Genomic DNA, 17,680 nt, shown 5'->3' with positions numbered 1-17,680 from the left:
GAGCGAAGACGCTACAGGTTTCCCGCTCGTTTCCACTGCAGATACTGCGTCACCAACTCGGCCCCTAACTCCGGGGGCCGAACATCCACCACCGGAACGCCATGCGCACTCAAGCGCTCATGGAGTTCTGCCCGCTCATTCAAGTAATTCACCGTCCCGCAATAAGCCAACGCCTCAGGCAGCGTTTGCACCGTGGTCTGGCGTAACGTATCCAGCGTCTCTTCACGCAGGCTGGCCACCAGCACCCGATGTTGCGTGCTCAGGCGTTTGACCGCGTTGAGCAGTTCATCATCGTCTTCATCGCGCAGGTTGGTCACGAGAATGACCAGCGCCCGGCGCTTGTGCCGAAGCAGTAGCTGATTGACTGCAGCCTGATAGTCGGCAGGGCGTTGCGTGCTGTCGAGATCGTAGACGCTGTTGAGCAACACATTGAGCTGGCCGCTGCCTTTGACAGGCGCCAGATGGCGCGGTTGATCGCCGGCGAAGGTGCTCAGCCCCACCGCATCGCCCTGACGCAATGCCACATGACTGAGCAGCAGGCAGGCATTGAGTGCGTGATCGAAATGCGACAGCTCATCGTCCTGGCTGCGCATCCGTCGACCACAGTCGAGCATGAAGATGATTTGCTGATCGCGCTCGTCCTGATACTCCCGGGCAATCGGCGTGCGCTGGCGGGCGGTGGCTTTCCAGTCGATCTGACGCAGGCTGTCGCCTTCGCGGAATTCGCGCAGCTGATGAAACTCCAGACCCTGACCGCGACGCTGCCGCTGGCGTACGCCGAGCTGGCTGAGCCAGTTGTCCACGGCCAACAGTTCGCCACCGTAGAGTCGGGCGAAATCCGGGTAGACGCGGGTGTTGTCGACGACGCTGAGCAGGCGCTTGCCTGACCATAATCCCAGTGGGCTCGGCAGGTTGATCTCGCAATGTTCGAAGCTGAAGTGACCGCGTTTGAGCGGGCGCAGGCGATAGCCGATCAGGCTGCGCTGGCCGGGTTGCAATTCGACCGACAGCGGCAAGTGCTCGAAACTCAAACCCTCGGGGACGTGATCGAACACTTGAACCTGCAACGGCTCGGTAAATTCATGCGCGACCTCCAGACTTACCTCGCTCCAGCGACCGAGCGCCAGGCTGCCGGGAATCTGTCGACTGATGCGCACTGCGGGCAGGCGTTTGAGGCGCATTGCATCGAGCGTCGCCAAGGCGAGCAAGGCCAGTAGCAATCCCCAGTTGATCGACAGCAGGCTCGCCGGGACATTGATCTCCAGTGCTTGCAAGGTGCCCAGCACGATGCCGATGGCCGCCAGGATCAGCAGCCAGATCAGCAGCAGGCGCGAGGGTTTCACAGGCGCGGCGCCGGGACTTGATCGAGCAATTGCTGCAACACCTGATCGACTTGCAAGCCTTCGATATCCAGCTCCGGGGCGAGGCGCACACGATGGCGCAGCACGGCCAGGGCGCACCCCTTGATGTCGTCGGGAATCACGAATTCACCGCCACGCAACAAGGCACGGGCACGTGCGCAACGTGCCAGTGCAATCGAGGCGCGCGGCCCGGCGCCAAGGCTCAGGCCCGGCCAGGTGCGGGTGCTGCGTGCGAGTCTGACAGCATAGTCGAGCACCTGATCGTCCAGCGGCAAATCGCTGGCGATGCGCTGCAGTGCCTGCACATCCTTGGCCTGCAAGACCGTGCGCAGCGGCTGCACGTCGAGCATGTCGGCGCGGGTCGAACGGCTGACCTGACGCACCATGTTCAACTCTTGATCGGCATCGGGATAGTCCATGCGCACCTTGAGCATGAAGCGGTCGAGCTCGGCTTCCGGCAACGGATAAGTGCCTTCCTGTTCGATCGGGTTTTGCGTGGCGAGGACCATGAACGGTTGAGCGATCGGCAGGGCCCGGCCTTCGAGGGTGACCTGACGCTCCTGCATCGCTTCCAGCAACGCCGCCTGGGTTTTCGCCGGGGCGCGGTTGATCTCGTCGGCCAGCAGCAGGTTGGTGAACAGCGGGCCTTTGCGCAGCTTGAACTGTTCGCTCTGCAGGTCGTACACGGCGTGGCCGGTGACGTCGCTGGGCATCAGGTCCGGGGTGAACTGGATGCGCGCAAACTCGCCGCCAAAGCAGCGTGCCAGTGCCCGCACCAGCAACGTCTTGCCGAGCCCCGGCACGCCTTCGAGCAAGACGTGGCCACCGGCAATCAGCGCGGTCAACACGTCGTCGATCACGGCGTTCTGGCCAATCAGTGCCTTCTGCAATTCGCCGCGCACGGCCTGCGCCAACTGACTGGCGCGCTGGCGCTGCTGGGCGGCGTGGCTGGCGCTGCCGGGCTCGATCTGTTCAGTCATAACGTGTTCCTCAAGGTTTGCAGATGGGCGACCTGACGGCAGAAGTCAGCACTGGACAGGCGCCGCTTCGACACCGGGCTCAGGGCCTGGCTGATGGCGCGGGTGGGTTGCCGGGTCAGGCGTGACAGTGCCAGCCATTGCTCGGCGACGTTCAGTTGAGCGAAACCGGGATGTCGGCGGCGGGCGCGGCGCAGGACGTCCTGTTGCAAGGCCTGCAACAATGCCTGCTGGCCCGAGTGGCGCAGGGTGAAGTCGGCACTCGCGCGCAGGTGCTCCTGCAACTGTCGGCGCCCCTTCGGCGCCGGCGCCTGCAGCGGACCATGACGTACGCCGGCCTGCCACAACCACAGGCCAATCAGCGCGAGCAGGGCGACGATGGCCTGGGGGAAATAGCGCCAGAGCAAGGTCAACAGGCCGTCGTGCACGGTGTTGTAAATCAGTGTGACGTCGGTGTCGGCGCTCAGATACCAGAGCAGCCAGGCGTTGTCGTACTGGCTGATGGCGGTGGTTTTCCAAAGGTCGGCATCGGTGACCACGGTGATCGAGCCGAGGCTGTAGGGCAGTTGCATCATGTGCGTGGCCTTGGCGCTGTTGGCCCAGGCCTGTGCGAGGTTCTTCGGGTCATCGAGATGGAAGTCGGTGTCGAACCCGGCGTAGGCCGGTGCGTCCTCATCTTCCAGGTACAGTCTGGTCAGTTTCGGGAAGCGCTCTGATTCCTGAACAGGCGGGGAGTCTTTCAGATCCTTGCTCAAGGACTGATGCAGTTGCACCTGGTCGAGCAGCAGGTCGTTGCTCTGCTTGGTCTGCTCGTCCCATATCGACTCCGCCACGAACACCAGACGTCCGCCAGCGCGCGCCCAGTTCAATACCTGATCGACCTGACGCGGCGTCATCCGTGAACGGTCGTTGAACAGCAGAAGCGTGTGTCGACGCGGGTCGATCTGCGGCAATACGGTAAGGCTTTCAGCGTGGCTGACATTGATGCCGCGCTCACGCAGAAACATCTCAGCTGCCAGATAGGGATTGGCTTGCGCCGCCGGCGATGGGCCGTGATCGACCACTTCCTGATAAGGCCTGGCCTTGAGATACATAAATACGCTCAATACGCCGAGCAGCATGACGATCAGTGCGCCAAGCCACCACACCGTACGCCGGCTCAACGCGCAGTTCCGTGGTCGAACAACGCGCGCCAGCCATCGCACAATTGTTGTTGCAGATGCGCCGCCGGCAGGCGATGCCCATAGGCCATGTTTTGCCAGTGCGTGGTCAGGGTGCGGCTGAAGGCGAGCAGTTCCGGGCGCTGCAGTTGTTCGATCCGGGCGAGTACCTGATGTTCGGTGTCGGCGGATTTCAGCGGCAGATCGAAGTCATGGAGCAGTTGGCTGAGCAGCCCGCGATAGAGCAGGCTCAACGCTGCACGGGGCTGGCTGTGCCAGAGTTGTTCGGCACTGCCGGCGATATCGTCAGGCAGGGTGTCCCGGTTCAGATCCAGACCGAACGCCTGCGCTGGCAGGGCTCGTGCAGGCTTGGCCGGCAGTGTCGGGCGGCGACTGACAAAAGCTTGCAGAAACTCGCGATAGCGCCAGATCAACCCGCCGAGCAAGGCGATGACAATGCCCCACAGCAGTACTTCAATAAACTTGGCGAGGGTGTTGAGGTGCTGACCGTCGAGCCAGCCCAACAGGGTTTTCAGCCACTGTGGCAATTCATCGGGTGTTTGCTCTTTGGCCGGGGCTGCCGGGTCATCGCCGAAGCGGTAACGAGTAACGCTTTCTTTGTTCTTGAACGGCGGTTGTTCAAGCAGGGCCTTGATGCTGTCGCGCGACGCCTGACTGGTCAGGGGCTGATTCAGCAGCCGTGGGGCGTCGGGGCCGGTGTCGGGTTCATCAGCCCGGACTGACGGTACATTCGGCAACACCAGACAGACCGCCAGGATCAGCCCCAACACACTGTGGTTCAGACGCTGGCGCAAGCGGCGGAACACCAGTTCGATGTCCCAGGCTTCGAGTTGCGTGCGGCGGTTCAGATACAGGCTGAAACCGCAGGCGACATATATCGGTTCCCACACCACGAGCACCAGCGCATACAAGGCATTGGTCAGGTGTTCGAGCCAGCGCCAGTCGTGATCCGCCGCGAGGATCAGCGACTGCCAGTCCCAGTCGGTTTCGATCTGCTGCGGCAAGAGCATGTAGAACAGCACCATCAGGCCGATCCACAGTGCGGTTTCCAGATGCACGCCGATGATGGTCAGCCATTGCGCGGCGCCGGCGTTGCGCTGCAGCAGTACGTGCAGACGTTGCTGCCTGGCATTGCCGTCCAGCCCTTCGAGTTGCATCACCGGCATCAGAAAACTGCGGCTGACACTCAGGCGTCGCCAGGTCAGACTGGCCAGCAGTTGTGGCCTGAGCAGACGCGGCCATTCGCGCAAGGCTTGTCCGAGTGTCGGCGTTTCCCCGAACAGCGCCCTGGACAGGATGTACAGCGGCAGTCGTTCATACGCCGGCTTCAGCCACCAGAAGATAAACACCGCCAGTGACGGCGAGTCCCACAACACCACCGTGAGCAAGGCGAACAGCGGCAGGGTGACGATCGCCCAACTGGTCATCAACAAACGTCGATGTTGCTGACACATGAGCACGCCCAGATCCATGGCTTCCCAGGTCGTGCGCGGACGGATCACCACGGTGGCGTCACTCAGGCGCATGGCGTGTCCTTCCGGCGAACAGCAAATAAGCGGCGACCCCTAACCACAGTCCCGCACCCACCAGATATTTGGTGTGCGGTGCAACGCTGGTTCTGGATGACCAGTACGCCTCGATGAACGCCGCAATAAGCAGGAACAGCATCACGCCGCAGACCAGCAACACGCTTTTGCGCGCCGCCCGTTTCAACGCCTCGGCGCGAGTCAGGCGGCCGGGGGCGATCAAGGCCCAGCCGAGTTCAAGACCGGCTGCGCCGGCAAGCGCAATCGCGGTCAGTTCAAAGGCACCATGGGCGATCACGAACGACCAGAAGGTCTGGCCGAAACCGATTTCGGTGAGGTGCCCGGCCACCGCGCCGATCACCAGACCGTTGTAGAACAGGAAAAACGCACTGCCCACGCCCATCAGCAAACCGCTGGCAAAGGTCTGAAAGGCGATGCCGATGTTGTGCATCACGTAGTAACCGAACATGACCCAGTCTTCACTGGCGGCACGTTCGACGGGGCGCCCGAGGTGACCGGCCACCGGGTCGTACATGCCTTGCATCTCACGCACCTGGTCGGCCGGGATCAGGTTGTAGACCAGTTCGGGAAAGGCATACACCAGCACGCCAACGCCGATCAGGCTCCCGAAAAACAGCAGGCCGGCGACCAGTACGAAGCGCCATTCGGCGCGCACCAGCCTGGGGAAGTCGGCAAGAATGAAACTCAAAAGGTTGGCGCCCAAACGGCTGCGATGCCGGTATAGCTGTTGATGCCCGCGCAGTACCTGCTGTTGCAGCGAGTCGATGAGGAAACTGCTGTAACCGCGTTCCCGGGCCAGTGCCAGGTGGTGGCAGAGGCTGCGATAGGCTTTGGGGAAACCGGCGACTTGCGAGGTGTCCTTGCCGCGCTCGAGACGTTCGAGGGTCAGCGCAAAACGCTCCCATTCGGCCTTGTGACGACTTTCGAAAAGGCTTTGCTTCATGTCGGCCCCAACAAGCCACGGGCGATGCCATTGAGTTCCGCGACTGCCTTCGGCGCGGAGATATGCAGTGGCTGGGCCAGCAATGCTGCCAGTTCATTGACCCGCGACACTGACAACTCGCCCTGACGTTCGGCAAAACCGAGGATGGCGCGTTGTTCGTTGAGGCTGAGGGCAATGGGCGATCGACGAGGTTCGGCGCTCGGCAATGGCGGGCGAGTCAGTGGCCGCTCGCTGTAGACCACCAGCGTGCCCGCTGCCATATCGCCAAGCCGTTTGAAGGTCGGGTGTTGCAGGCAACTGATGGCGCCGAGGAAGTAGCCGAACGGCAGCAGATCGACGAAGCGCAGCAGGTTGCGCAGCAGCGAAGCCGACCAGCCGACGGGCGTACCGTCGTCGTGCACCACGCGCAGGCCCATCCACTGTTTGCCCGGTGAGCGGCCCTGACGCAACACTTCGAACAGCACCATGTACCACCAGCTGATCGCAAACAGTAGCAGCGAGCCCAGACCCATGCCGAGCTTGCCGAGAAACGCCAGAGCGATAAACAGCACGGCCATGATCGCGCCGCGAATGCCCAGATCGATCGTGAAGGCCACGGCCCGCACCATCAACCCGGCCGGGCGCAATGGCAGGTCGATGCCTTCCGGCGTTTCGACCTGATACCGCGTATCCAGCGGCGGGGTCAGCGGTGCTTTCCTTGGCAGTGCTGTAGGCTCGAGCATGGGCTACCTGATGTTCGCCTGTTCGGGGTGCGAGTGAGTCCGATGCTAGCAGTCTCTCGGGGGAAAACGACATAACTATGTATTGCACATCGTGTGTCGCAGGGTGCCTGAATGACGCGAGGCTGGCCGCGACCGCAGTTGAACGCCTAGACTTCGCCGATCTTCAGTTCAGGAACCGCCCGTGACTTCTATCTTCTGGTACGACTACGAAACCACTGGCATCAATCCCCGTAGCGATCGCCCGTTGCAGGTGGCGGGGATTCGCACTGACCACGCGCTCAACGAAATCGACGAGCCGGTCAACCTCTACTGCCAGCCCAGCGAAGACATCCTGCCGCATCCGGCCGCCTGTGCCATCACCGGTATCACCCCGAGCCAGCTCGCCGAACAGGGCTTGAGCGAAGCCGATTTCATGACCCGCGTGCACGCGCAGCTTGCTGCGCCAGGCACGTGTGGCGCGGGTTACAACACCCTGCGTTTCGATGATGAGATGACGCGTTACAGTCTGTATCGCAATTTCTTCGACCCCTATGCCCGCGAGTGGCAGGGCGGGAACAGTCGCTGGGATCTGATTGATGTGGTGCGTGCGGCCTATGCCTTGCGCCCCGACGGTCTGGTCTGGCCGACCGATGACGAAGGCCGGGTGACCCTCAAGCTCGAACGCCTGACCGCCGCCAATCACATTGATCACGGGCATGCCCACGAAGCGTTGTCCGACGTGCGCGCGACCATCGCCCTAGCGCGCTTGATCCGTGAGAAGCAGCCAAAACTCTATGACTGGCTGTTTCAGTTGCGCAGCAAGCAGAAGGTGATGGATCAGATTCGCCTGTTACAGCCTTTGGTGCATGTGTCCGGGCGCTTCTCGGCGGCGCGCAGTTACGTCGGTGTGGTGCTGCCACTGGCCTGGCACCCGAAGAATCGCAATGCCTTGATCGTCTGCGATCTGCACCTCGATCCGCAGGGCTTGCTCGATCTTGACGCGCAGACCCTGCGCCAGCGGCTGTACACCCGTCGTGACGATTTGCCCGAAGGCCAACTGCCGGTGCCGCTCAAGCTGATTCACATCAATCGTTGCCCGGTGGTCGCGCCCCTGGCGGTGTTGCGTGGCGAAGATCAGCAGCGTCTGGGGCTGGACATGGCGTTGTATCAGGCACGAGCACTGCGACTAACTGACGCACAACAAGTTTGGAAAGATAAAGTCGCGGCCATTTATGCCAGCGAAGATTTCATCCCCAGCGAAGATCCGGAGCAACAGTTGTACGACGGATTTATCGGTGACCGCGATCGACGTCTATGTGAGCAAGTCAGAAGCGCTGACCCTGCTCAACTAGCGCAAGAGCAATGGCCTTTCGATGATGAACGTTTGCCCGAATTGCTCTTTCGATATCGAGCGCGCAACTTTCCCGATACGTTGAATTCTGAAGAGCAAGAACGCTGGCGGATATTTTGTCAGCAGCGTTTGTCTGCGCCGGAATGGGGCGCTCCGAATACCTTGGCATCTTTTACAGAGGCGGCCGACGAATGGATGCATAGTGCGACGGCGAGTCAGAAAGAGGTGCTCAATCAATGGCAGAATTATGTCCAGGCATTACGCAAACGTTTGGATCTTTGAAAACGAACATGACCGGCTCTGAAAAACGCACATAAAAAAACGCCAGCATTCGCTGGCGTTATTTTTTTCGCGGATTGCTCTGCGAAGGCATTGCGGCTTAGCCCAGCAGGGTAGCCCAACCTTCAACCACGTCGCCGCCCCACTTGGCTTTCCACTCTTTCAGAGTTTTGTGGTTGCCACCTTTGGTTTCGATGACTTCGCCATTGTGCGGGTTTTTGTATTGTTTAACTTTGCGTGCACGCTTGGTGCCAGTAGTTTTTACTGCACCGCCACGTGGTGCCTTGGTTTTTGCATCCGGATCCAGCAGTGCGATGATGTCGCGCAGGGATTTGGAGTATTCGCCCATCAGGGTGCGCAGTTTGCCTTCGAATTCCAGCTCGGCTTGCAGTTTGTCGTCTTGCGACAGGTTCTTCAAACGGGCTTGCAGCTCTTTGATTGCTTCTTCGGTGGCGCGATATTCGTTGATCAAGGACATGATTACTACCTTAGTAGAGTGCTGAATGACAGGGGACAGTGCGGCAATAATAGTCAGGCTGTTTCATCAAGTAAACATTTAACCGGACTTTTTATTTAATTTAGTTACAAGAGTTAGCGATAAATTGAATGCCCCGTTAAATAGTGTGATGCAGTCATCACAGATATTCACAGTTGCCTGATCAACCAGGCCATCGGTGCGCCACTGTCCTGACGAATCATTCCGTCAAAAAGCCGTAATTCGGAGCGGCAGCCACGGTAACGGTCATCAATACTGCAGTTTTCCTGCGCAGTCGCTAGAATGGCGGCCTTTGCGAAGTTCTGGAGTTTCCCCCTCATGCGCACCTATCGGCTGGTGATCTCTTGCCCGGACCGCGTTGGCATCGTTGCCAAAGTCAGTAACTTTCTGGCGTCCCACAACGGCTGGATCACTGAAGCGAGCCACCACTCCGACAATCAGATCGGCTGGTTTTTCATGCGTCACGAAATTCGTGCCGATTCGCTGCCCTTCGGTATTGAAGTATTGCGCGAGAAGTTTGCGCCAATCGCCGAAGAGTTCTCGATGGACTGGCGCATCACCGACACCGAGCAGAAAAAGCGCGTGGTGCTCATGGCCAGCCGCGAATCCCACTGCCTGGCCGACCTGCTGCATCGCTGGCACAGCGATGAACTGGATTGCGAAATCTCTTGCGTGATTTCCAACCACGACGACTTGCGCAGCATGGTCGAGTGGCACGGCATTCCTTATTACCATGTCCCGGTCAATCCGCAGGACAAGCAACCGGCGTTCGCCGAAGTGTCGCGCCTGGTCAAACAGCACGATGCCGAGGTGGTGGTGCTGGCGCGCTACATGCAGATTCTGCCGCCGGAACTGTGCCGCGAATATGCGCACAAGGTGATCAACATTCACCACAGCTTCCTGCCATCGTTCGTCGGTGCCAAGCCGTACCACCAGGCTTCCCTGCGTGGGGTGAAACTGATCGGTGCGACCTGCCACTACGTGACCGAAGAGCTGGATGCCGGCCCGATCATCGAGCAGGACGTGGTCCGCGTCAGCCACAGCGACAGCATCGAAGACATGGTGCGTTTCGGTCGCGATGTCGAGAAGATGGTGCTGGCCCGTGGCTTGCGTTATCACCTCGAAGATCGCGTGCTGGTGCACGGCAACAAGACCGTGGTGTTCTGATCGAACGCACGTGCGCTTGAATTCTGAAGGGCCTGGGCGTTCAATCGCTCAGGCCCTTCTTCATTCAGGCCCCTTCGCCGTTTCCGACCCGAGGACATGCTGATGAGCGATCCACTGGACAAAGCCACTTCCAAAGCGCCCGCCACATTGGGCGAAGGTTGTCTGAGCCGCTATGACCCGGAGGATATGAGCCCGGAGGATGGTACGGAGTTTCCCGGGGCTGCCGAGTTGTGGGAGCAGTTAAAGGAAGAATCCGACGATTCAGATTCCAGACGCTGAAAAGAGCGCTGCCGGAGTCTGTGATCTTTTTACGTCTGCGACACCTTCATCAACTTGCGCAACAGCGGCCGCCCCAACATCAACAGAAACACCGGCCCACCCACCAGCAAATAGAAGTAATACGTCACCACCCGCCAGATCAGGATCGCTGCCGCGGCGGTGGATTTGCCGACCATGGGCGTCAACAGTGCCGCCGAGGTCAACTCCGCAGCGCCCGCGCCGCCGGGTAACAGGCTGAACTGCCCGGCACCCAGCGACAGCATCTGTACCAGAAAACTCCACGCCCACTGCAGGTCCGCGCCCAGCCCGCGCAGGGCCAGATACAGCACGCTGTAGCGCAGCAGCCAATGCACGCAGGTCAGGGCGAAAACCTTGATCAAGGTCTGTGTCGGCAGTTTCAGCGTGTCGATGAACGCCGCGAGAAAGTGCAGGAGTTTGCGCGCCCAGCGCCGGCGTGTTCGGTGCTGGACATTCATGCCGGCGAGCAGGCGTCCGCTCAGGCGAATCAAGCGGCGATGGTAGCGCGCCAGGACGACGCAACTGAGCAGGCCGCCGAACAGGGAAACCGCGCTGACGATCAGCAGCCACTCCAGGCGATCGCTGAGGTGCTGAAACAACGCGTAGATCAGAATCGCGCTCAGGGCGCAGAGAAAGAACAGCAAGTCGCTCAACTGATCCATCGCAAACACCGCGCTGCCACGGGCCGGGCGTACCCCGCAGCGGGCCAGCAGCGCCATGATCGTCAGCGGTCCGCCGCTGCCGCCGGGGGTGGCGCAGTAGGCGAATTCGGCGGCCATCACCACCCCCAGACTCTTCAGCGGTGTGACGCGCTCCCGTTGATCGCCGAGCAACAGCCTCAGGCGCAGGGTGTTGATCCCCCAGCACAGCAGAATCATGCCGAACATGATCAGCAACCAGTTCAGCGGAAAGCTTTGCAGGCGCGCCCAGGTGTCGCTGCCGCCAAGCACGACAGGGATCAGCAGCGCCGCGAGCAAGCCGATCAACAACAGAATGCCGCGGCTCATGCGGCGTGCTCCAGGCACTGGCGCTGTTGCGTCAGCCAGTCGATCTTGGTCATTGGCACTCGTCCTTCAGCCAGCAGTCGTTCAAGGGTGTGCAGCCAGTAATCCCGAGAGAAGGGGTGGCGCATGTCCACCGGGTGCAAGCCTAGACGAATCACCGGTGCCTGGCGCCAGCGCTGTTCGCGCTGGGCACTGACTATTTTTGACACGCCCCGACGCCAGGCACTGCGCGCGCTCCAGACCAGCCCCGGGGCAGCGATGGGGGTGAAATCCGGCAACCGATAGAGATGTTGCGGATCACTGGTGTAGCTCAGCGGCAATTCGCGCAAGGCCTGACGGGTGCCGTCGCTCATCAGCCACGCCGGGGCGACAAAACCGTGCAGCGGCCAATCGTGGCGTTGGAACGTTGCAATGCCGGCACGCAGGCGGGCGAGGGCGGCCTCGTGTGGCAACTGATAGAACTCGCCCTCATGGGTGTAGAGACGACGCATGAACCAGTCGCGCGGCGTGCTCGGGCCGGGTTCCTGGTCGTCATGGAAATAGCCGTGCAGGGCCAGTTCATCGCCACGGGCAACGCGTTCGCTGAGCAAGCGACAAAACCCCGGATGGGCGTCGAGCGCGTTACGGCGGTGAAAATCCGGCACGACCAGCCAAGTCATCGGCACGTCGCCCATGGCGTCGACGGCTTCGACAAACGCTTGGTAATCCGCCCATGTTTGCGGTGCCACGTCGTGCAGCACCAGTAACACGGCGGGACGATTCAGTGGCTCAGCCATTGGCAACCTTGGGCAGCGCGTGGCCGAGCACGGCGTGATAGTGCCCGAGCAGGCTGTCGACCACCGTGTCCCAGGCGTAATGCCGCTCTACATGCTGGCGTGCCTGCTGACCGAGCTTTTCAGCGCCGCGACTGAACAGCTCGCGCACGGCATTGGCCATGGCTTGCGGGTTATTCGGTGCACAGAGCAGGCCGCAGGATTCGCTGACGATCTCTGTGAAAGCGCCGGCCGCCACGGCCACCACCGGAATGCCACAGGCCATGGCTTCAAGGATCACCAGACCGAAGGTTTCCTGATCGCCGGCATGCAACAGCGCATCGGCGCTGGCCATCAGGCGCGCGACGGTCGCCGCCGGGCAGAAACTGTCGATCACGCTGACGTTGTCTGGCACCCCGGCGGGCATTGACGAGCCGACCAGCAACAAGTGATAGCGTGGGCCCAGGCGCTGCATGCATTTGAGCAGGATCGGCAGGTTTTTTTCTTTCGAGCCGCGCCCGGCGAAGATCAACAGGCGTGTGTCCTCACCGATGCCCAGTTCTGCGCGCAGTCCGGGGTCGCGGGCGTCAGGATGGAAGGTTTGCAAATCGACGCCCAGCGGTTGCACGAACACATTGCGCACCCCAAGGCCGATGAGTTTGTCGGCCATCACCTGACTCGGCGCCAGGACCCGGTCGAAGTTGCCATAGAGCCGGGTGACATAGGCTTCGATATTCGGCGTGACCCAATGGCCCATGCGGTTGCTGACCAGCAGTGGCAGGTCCGAGTGATAAAAGCCGATCACCGGCACATCCAGTTGCCGCCGCGCATCCAGGGCAGCCCAGGCGGTCAGATACGGATCGCCCACTTCGATCAGATCGGGCTGCAAATCCTGCAGGACGTCGCGCCACGGCGCGAGCCGCACCGGGAAACGATAGCCTTTGCCAAAGGGCAGAGCGGGGGCGGGAACCGTGTAAACACCATCGTGTTCACTGAAGTGGGCGCCAGGGATCAGCAGGCTGTGGCGAGTTGCAGGTTTAACGCCCAGCCGGCGGTGTTTGGCATCCAGATAAGTTCGCACGCCGCCGCTGGCCGGGGCGTAGAACATGGTGATGTCGGCGATGTGCACGGTGACTGTCCCTCCGCTGCGTGGTACTCCCTTGGTTGACCTTTATCAAGAATAGATGTTCGGTCGGGATTGCGCGGTGGGGCGGTTAGTGAAGTTTTGCCGTGTTTTGCGGTCCGTAATCGCTGGCAGGCGGGTTTCCACAGGGATTTGCGATAACGCAGATCCCATGTGTGAGCCAGCCTGCTGGCGATGAGGGGCGTGCAGACGCTAGATGCGGAAACTGCCGACCAGTTGCTTCAACCGCGAAGCCTGTTGTTCCAGATCGGAACAGGCGCGCAACGTTGCCTGCAGGTTTTCCACGCCTTCCTGGTTCAGCGTGTTGATCTCGGTGATGTCGACGTTGATCGACTCCACCACCGCCGTCTGCTCCTCGGTCGCCGTGGCCACCGACTGGTTCATCCCGTCGATCTCGCCAATGCGCTGAGTCACGCTGTTCAGTCGCTCCCCGGCGAGGTTGGCAATCTCGACGCTGTCCTGACTGTGGCGCTGGCTGTCGCTCATGGTGCTCACTGATTCGCGGGCACCGACTTGCAGCTCCTCGATCATGGTCTGCACCTGTTGCGCCGATTCCTGGGTGCGGTGCGCCAGGTTGCGCACTTCATCCGCCACCACGGCAAAGCCACGGCCGGCCTCACCGGCACGCGCCGCTTCGATCGCGGCGTTGAGCGCCAGCAGGTTGGTTTGCTGGGAAATGCTGGTGATCACTTCGAGAATCTGGCCGATGTTCACGGTTTTGCTGTTCAGCGACTCGATGTTGCTGCTCGACGCGCTGAGCATGCTCGACAGCTGATTCATTGCCTTGATGCTGCGATCGACCACTTGTTGGCCGTCTTCGGCGAGGCCACGGGCGTCGCTGGCCTGGTTCGAGGCTTGCGCGGCGTTGCGGGCGATTTCCTGGGCGGCGGCGCCGAGCTGGTTGATCGCGGCGGCCACGCTGCTGGTGCGCGAAGCCTGTTGATCGGAGTTGTACATCGACGAATTCGACGCCGCGACCACGCGCAACGCGACCTCGTTGACCTGTCCGGTGGCCGACGACACTTCGCGGATCGAGCCATGAATACGCTCGACGAAACGGTTGAACGCCGTACCCAGCACACCGAATTCATCGTGATTGACGATGGTCAGCCGTTTGGTCAGGTCGCCTTCGCCGTCGGCGATGTCTTCCATGGCGCGGGTCATGACGTGCAGCGGCTGGATCAGCAGGCGGATCAGCATGCCGAGCAGGGCGATGATGATCGCCACCGCAATGATGGTCGCAATCACTGCCGAGGTGCGGAACTGGCTGAGCATGGCGAAGGCCTTGTCCTTGTCCACCGACAGGCCGATGTACCAGTTCACCGACGGCAGGCCTTTGATTGGCGCGAAGGTCACGATACGGGTCTTGCCATCGACGGTGACTTCACTGAAATCGCCGCTGATGCGCGGGGTGTCCTGGGGATAGGCTTCCTTCAGTGATTTCATCACCAGTGCCTTGTCCGGGTGCACGAGGATCTTGCCGTCCGAGCTGACCAGGAACACATAACCCATGCCGTCGAAATCCCGCGCGGCGAGGGTGTCGACCAGCGATTGCAGGCTCAGATCGCCGCCGACCACGCCAACGCTCTGGCCGGCCTTCTTCGAGGCGGTGGCGATGGAAATGATCAACTGGCCGGTGGCCGCGTCGATGTATGGTTCGGTCAGGGTCGAGGTGCTGCTGCTCTCGGCGCCCTTGTACCAGGGACGAACCCGAGGGTCGAAACCGTCCGGCATCTTCGTATCCGGGCGAATGGTGAAGTGACCGGTGGCGTCACCCAGATAGGTGGCCATGAACGTCGACGTCAGGGTTTTCTGTTCCAGCAGGCTGGCGACGTTGGCGGACTCGGGGTTGATGGCGATGTTCTGGGCGGCGTTTTCGATCAGCAGGATGCGGCCGTTGAGCCAGGTCTGGATATTGCCGGCAGTGACTTCGCCCATCTCGTTGAGATAGTTCTTCAGGTCATCGCGGATCGCGTTGCGCTGGAGCCAGTCGTTGTACAGCGTGAACGAGGCGAAGGCGGCGATGACGATGAGGGCGGCGGCAAGCAAAATTTTATGGCTGAAGCGCAGATTTTTGTTCATGGCTTGGGGTTCCGCTAAGGTCTTAATGTCCAGGGCGTGCTTTTATAGAAGCGCGCGTAATGGGCAAGGGTGAAAGTAAGCTGATATTTCCGTCTCTCCTTAGGGAAATGTCCGGCCCGACTTGTGATCGGGCTCTCACCTCTGTTTATCGGCCATGCAGAATCAAAGATTAACCATTGGGTGACAAAATGCCTGACTCCTCGCAACTCGTAATCGGTGCCGATCTCACAGGACAGCAGGTGGGGCAGGCCATGCGCCTGGCGAACCGCCACGGGCTCGTCGCCGGCGCCACCGGTACGGGTAAAACCGTCACCTTGCAGCGCCTTGCCGAAGCGTTCAGCGACGCCGGCGTGGCGGTGTTTGCCGCCGACATCAAGGGTGATCTGTGCGGCCTTGGCGCCGCTGGCAACCCTCAGGGCAAGGTCGCCGAGCGTATTGCCGGCATGCCGTGGCTCAATTACCAGCCCAAGGCTTACCCGGTGACGTTGTGGGACATCCACGGCGAGTCCGGTCATCCGTTGCGCACCACGCTGAGCGAAATGGGCCCGCTGTTGATCGGCAGCCTGCTGGAACTCACCGACAGCCAGCAGTCGGCGCTGTATGCCGCGTTCAAGGTCGCAGACCGCGAAGGGCTGTTGCTGCTGGACTTGAAGGACCTCAAGGCCCTGCTTAACCACCTCAAGGACAATCCGCAGTTGCTTGGCGAAGACGCGGCGCTGATGACCACCGGTTCCAGTCAGGCGCTGTTGCGGCGACTGGCGATCCTCGAACAGCAGGGCGCCGAGGCGCTGTTTGGCGAGCCGGCGCTGCAACTCGAAGACATTCTGCAACCGACCGCCGACGGCCGTGGACGCATTCATCTACTGGACGCCAGTCGTCTGGTGCATGAAGCACCGAAGGTCTACGCGACCTTCCTGTTGTGGTTGCTGGCCGAGCTGTTCGAGCAGTTGCCGGAGCGCGGCGATGCCGATAAACCCCTGCTGGCCTTGTTCTTCGATGAGGCGCACTTGCTGTTCGGTGACACGCCCAAGGCCTTGCAGGAGCGCCTGGAGCAAGTGGTGCGGCTGATTCGTTCGAAAGGCGTCGGCGTGTACTTTGTGACCCAGTCGCCGGCGGACTTGCCGGATGACGTGTTGGCGCAGCTGGGTCTGCGCGTTCAGCACGGTTTACGTGCGTTCACCGCCAAGGAGCAGAAATCCCTGCGGGCAGTGGCCGATGGCTTCCGGCCGAACCCGGCGTTCGACAGCCTGGCGGTGTTGACGGAGCTTGGCATCGGCGAGGCGCTGGTCGGCACGCTGACAGAAAAAGGTACGCCGGAAATGGTCCAGCGCGTCCTGGTGGCGCCGCCGCAGTCGCGGATCGGGCCGCTGAGCGAAACCGAACGCACGGTATTGATCGCCGGGTCGCCGTTCAAGGGCCGGTATGACAAACCGATCGACCGCGAGTCGGCGTATGAAATTCTGATGGGGCGCAAGGGGCTGGCGCCAGAAACTGAGGTCCCGGCAGGTAAGCCCGTGCCCGAAGAGCCGAGTCTTGCCGACAGGGCCGGGGAGTTTCTCGGGACGGCGGCCGGGCAGGCGTTGAAATCCGCCATGCGCCAGGCGGCCAATAATTTGGGTAAACAACTGGTGCGCGGCTTGATGGGCTCTTTGCTTGGAGGCAGCAAACGCCGCTGACCATTCTTTGCCGGCGAGCTAAATGTGGGAGCGAGGCTGCTCCCACATTGGATCTGCGCCCACGTTCAGATAGATTTCAGGACTTGTCTTTAGCGTGCGCCGCCAGCCGTTCCAGTGCCGCCCGCAGCCCCGGATCACTGATCCCGTCGGCCGTGGCCTGAATGGTCGCCGCCGCATCCGTCGACAAATCCATCGTATGTCCGGTCGCCCCGCGCTGCACGGTAGGCGGCTGCACCTTGAACAGAATGCGCGTCAGGCTGGCGAACTCGTCGAACATCTGCAATTGCCGCTGCAAGCGTTTCTGCTGATAACGCAGACGGGTGGCCCAATGGCCGTCGGTGACAATCAGCAACAGACTGCCTTCACGCCAGGACGCCACATGACAATGTTCGCGGGCGGCGGGTTGCAGTTGGCTTTCGAGCAAGCGTTGCAGATGCCCCAGACGTTGGGCATGGCCGAGAATGGCTTTGAGCGGCTTGGCTTCGCGCAGCAGAACGGCGGGTGCTCTGGCCGTAAGAGGGCGGAATGCCATGATCGAACACCTGAAGTAACAGAAACGCCATGGTAGCAGAAAGCGGCAAAATCACTCGCCCATTGCTTTTGTCCCTGCTTTACCCATTAAATCAACGACTAACTTCTTTCCTGTACGGGTTGAAGTTGAGCAAAACGCCCCTATCTTAAGTGAGCCCCGTCAAAGCGCAGTGCCAGCATCGTGGAACATC

16 protein-coding genes and 1 pseudogene are annotated in these 17,680 nt (G+C 61.1%); 4 read left to right on the top strand and 13 right to left on the bottom strand.

Translation table 11 applies throughout. The features are described from left to right. Window positions 1–11: 11 nt before the first annotated feature. The 6 genes from HV782_RS22695 to HV782_RS22670 are packed head-to-tail and all read right to left on the bottom strand — an operon-like array spanning window position 12 to window position 6,731. Window positions 12–1,343, bottom strand: coding sequence for a DUF58 domain-containing protein (locus HV782_RS22695; RefSeq protein ID WP_186748183.1), 1,332 nt, complete (start codon window positions 1,341–1,343; stop codon window positions 12–14). Then, window positions 1,340–2,341, bottom strand: a complete 1,002-nt coding sequence (locus tag HV782_RS22690) for an AAA family ATPase (protein WP_186748184.1) — start codon at window positions 2,339–2,341, stop codon at window positions 1,340–1,342. Before HV782_RS22690 ends, HV782_RS22695 begins: the two co-directional genes overlap by 4 nt. Beyond that, window positions 2,338–3,501, bottom strand: a complete 1,164-nt coding sequence (locus HV782_RS22685) for a DUF4350 domain-containing protein (protein ID WP_186748185.1) — start codon at window positions 3,499–3,501, stop codon at window positions 2,338–2,340. The genes HV782_RS22690 and HV782_RS22685 overlap by 4 nt, the downstream gene beginning before the upstream one ends. After that, window positions 3,498–5,045 carry a DUF4129 domain-containing protein gene (locus HV782_RS22680; protein ID WP_186748186.1) on the bottom strand — a complete coding sequence of 516 codons (1,548 nt, stop codon included), beginning with the start codon at window positions 5,043–5,045 and terminating at the stop codon, window positions 3,498–3,500. The genes HV782_RS22685 and HV782_RS22680 overlap by 4 nt, the downstream gene beginning before the upstream one ends. Further along, entirely contained in the window at window positions 5,032–6,009 is a 978-nt protein-coding gene (locus tag HV782_RS22675; RefSeq protein ID WP_186748187.1) for a stage II sporulation protein M, read from the bottom strand. Before HV782_RS22675 ends, HV782_RS22680 begins: the two co-directional genes overlap by 14 nt. Beyond that, window positions 6,006–6,731 carry an RDD family protein gene (locus HV782_RS22670; RefSeq protein WP_123467256.1) on the bottom strand — a complete coding sequence of 242 codons (726 nt, stop codon included), beginning with the start codon at window positions 6,729–6,731 and terminating at the stop codon, window positions 6,006–6,008. The genes HV782_RS22675 and HV782_RS22670 overlap by 4 nt, the downstream gene beginning before the upstream one ends. A gap of 181 nt (window positions 6,732–6,912) precedes the next feature. Between HV782_RS22670 and sbcB the strand changes: the two genes are divergently transcribed. Next, window positions 6,913–8,343 carry an exodeoxyribonuclease I gene (gene sbcB, locus HV782_RS22665; RefSeq protein WP_186748188.1) on the top strand — a complete coding sequence of 477 codons (1,431 nt, stop codon included), beginning with the start codon at window positions 6,913–6,915 and terminating at the stop codon, window positions 8,341–8,343. A 97-nt stretch (window positions 8,344–8,440) separates the two neighbouring features. Here sbcB and mvaT read toward each other — a convergent pair whose 3' ends face one another. Continuing rightward, on the bottom strand, window positions 8,441–8,818 hold the full coding sequence (gene mvaT, locus HV782_RS22660) for a histone-like nucleoid-structuring protein MvaT (protein ID WP_038366705.1): 378 nt from the start codon (window positions 8,816–8,818) through the stop codon (window positions 8,441–8,443). 336 nt (window positions 8,819–9,154) lie between these two features. Here mvaT and purU point away from each other — a divergent pair, with 336 nt between their 5' ends. Continuing rightward, window positions 9,155–10,003: a formyltetrahydrofolate deformylase gene (gene purU / locus HV782_RS22655; RefSeq protein WP_123467252.1), complete on the top strand. Its 849-nt coding sequence runs from the start codon at window positions 9,155–9,157 to the stop codon at window positions 10,001–10,003. A gap of 102 nt (window positions 10,004–10,105) precedes the next feature. Beyond that, the gene (locus tag HV782_RS22650; protein WP_186748189.1) at window positions 10,106–10,282 is read left to right on the top strand and encodes a hypothetical protein; all 177 of its coding nucleotides are present in this window, start codon (window positions 10,106–10,108) and stop codon (window positions 10,280–10,282) included. Window positions 10,283–10,311: 29 nt separating this feature from the next. Here HV782_RS22650 and gpgF read toward each other — a convergent pair whose 3' ends face one another. The 5 genes and pseudogenes from gpgF to HV782_RS29060 all read right to left on the bottom strand — a co-directional run. Then, window positions 10,312–11,307, bottom strand: coding sequence for a glucosaminyl phosphatidylglycerol flippase (gpgF, locus tag HV782_RS22645; protein WP_123467250.1), 996 nt, complete (start codon window positions 11,305–11,307; stop codon window positions 10,312–10,314). Then, window positions 11,304–12,080 carry an N-acetylglucosaminyl phosphatidylglycerol deacetylase gene (gene gpgD / locus HV782_RS22640; RefSeq protein ID WP_186748190.1) on the bottom strand — a complete coding sequence of 259 codons (777 nt, stop codon included), beginning with the start codon at window positions 12,078–12,080 and terminating at the stop codon, window positions 11,304–11,306. The genes gpgF and gpgD overlap by 4 nt, the downstream gene beginning before the upstream one ends. Continuing rightward, entirely contained in the window at window positions 12,073–13,185 is a 1,113-nt protein-coding gene (gene gpgS, locus HV782_RS22635) for an N-acetylglucosaminyl phosphatidylglycerol synthase (RefSeq protein WP_437180144.1), read from the bottom strand. The genes gpgD and gpgS overlap by 8 nt, the downstream gene beginning before the upstream one ends. 207 nt (window positions 13,186–13,392) lie before the next feature. Further along, window positions 13,393–14,157 carry a methyl-accepting chemotaxis protein gene (locus tag HV782_RS29065; protein WP_371043227.1) on the bottom strand — a complete coding sequence of 255 codons (765 nt, stop codon included), beginning with the start codon at window positions 14,155–14,157 and terminating at the stop codon, window positions 13,393–13,395. 93 nt (window positions 14,158–14,250) lie between these two features. Then, window positions 14,251–15,282 (bottom strand): annotated as a pseudogene (locus HV782_RS29060) (HAMP domain-containing protein); the annotation flags it as partial. A 188-nt stretch (window positions 15,283–15,470) separates the two neighbouring features. On the opposite strand from HV782_RS29060, the gene HV782_RS22625 reads away from it, so the two are divergent. Then, window positions 15,471–16,958, top strand: a complete 1,488-nt coding sequence (locus HV782_RS22625; protein ID WP_128614081.1) for a helicase HerA-like domain-containing protein — start codon at window positions 15,471–15,473, stop codon at window positions 16,956–16,958. Between the two features lie 76 nt (window positions 16,959–17,034). Here HV782_RS22625 and HV782_RS22620 read toward each other — a convergent pair whose 3' ends face one another. Then, a complete protein-coding gene (locus HV782_RS22620) occupies window positions 17,035–17,490 on the bottom strand; it encodes a DUF721 domain-containing protein (protein WP_123467243.1) in 456 nt (151 codons plus the stop codon). Window positions 17,491–17,680: the final 190 nt, after the last annotated feature.

It is taken from the genome of Pseudomonas monsensis (genome assembly GCF_014268495.2).
Taxonomy (GTDB): domain Bacteria; phylum Pseudomonadota; class Gammaproteobacteria; order Pseudomonadales; family Pseudomonadaceae; genus Aquipseudomonas; species Aquipseudomonas monsensis.
Note: the sequence above shows the minus strand (reverse complement) of the source record. Positions and strands in the feature narration are given on the sequence as shown.

Bases quoted from the DNA above. Each gene is read 5' to 3' on its own strand.
- purU (WP_123467252.1), top strand. From the start codon at position 9,155: ATGCGCACCTATCGGCTGGTGATCTCTTGCCCGGACCGCGTTGGCATC.
- HV782_RS22625 (WP_128614081.1), top strand. From the start codon at position 15,471: ATGCCTGACTCCTCGCAACTCGTAATCGGTGCCGATCTCACAGGACAG.
- HV782_RS22620 (WP_123467243.1), bottom strand. From the start codon at position 17,490: ATGGCATTCCGCCCTCTTACGGCCAGAGCACCCGCCGTTCTGCTGCGC.
- gpgD (WP_186748190.1), bottom strand. From the start codon at position 12,080: ATGGCTGAGCCACTGAATCGTCCCGCCGTGTTACTGGTGCTGCACGAC.
- mvaT (WP_038366705.1), bottom strand. From the start codon at position 8,818: ATGTCCTTGATCAACGAATATCGCGCCACCGAAGAAGCAATCAAAGAG.
- HV782_RS22670 (WP_123467256.1), bottom strand. From the start codon at position 6,731: ATGCTCGAGCCTACAGCACTGCCAAGGAAAGCACCGCTGACCCCGCCG.
- HV782_RS22690 (WP_186748184.1), bottom strand. From the start codon at position 2,341: ATGACTGAACAGATCGAGCCCGGCAGCGCCAGCCACGCCGCCCAGCAG.
- HV782_RS22650 (WP_186748189.1), top strand. From the start codon at position 10,106: ATGAGCGATCCACTGGACAAAGCCACTTCCAAAGCGCCCGCCACATTG.
- gpgF (WP_123467250.1), bottom strand. From the start codon at position 11,307: ATGAGCCGCGGCATTCTGTTGTTGATCGGCTTGCTCGCGGCGCTGCTG.
- HV782_RS22675 (WP_186748187.1), bottom strand. From the start codon at position 6,009: ATGAAGCAAAGCCTTTTCGAAAGTCGTCACAAGGCCGAATGGGAGCGT.
- HV782_RS29065 (WP_371043227.1), bottom strand. From the start codon at position 14,157: ATGTACAACTCCGATCAACAGGCTTCGCGCACCAGCAGCGTGGCCGCC.
- HV782_RS22680 (WP_186748186.1), bottom strand. From the start codon at position 5,045: ATGCGCCTGAGTGACGCCACCGTGGTGATCCGTCCGCGCACGACCTGG.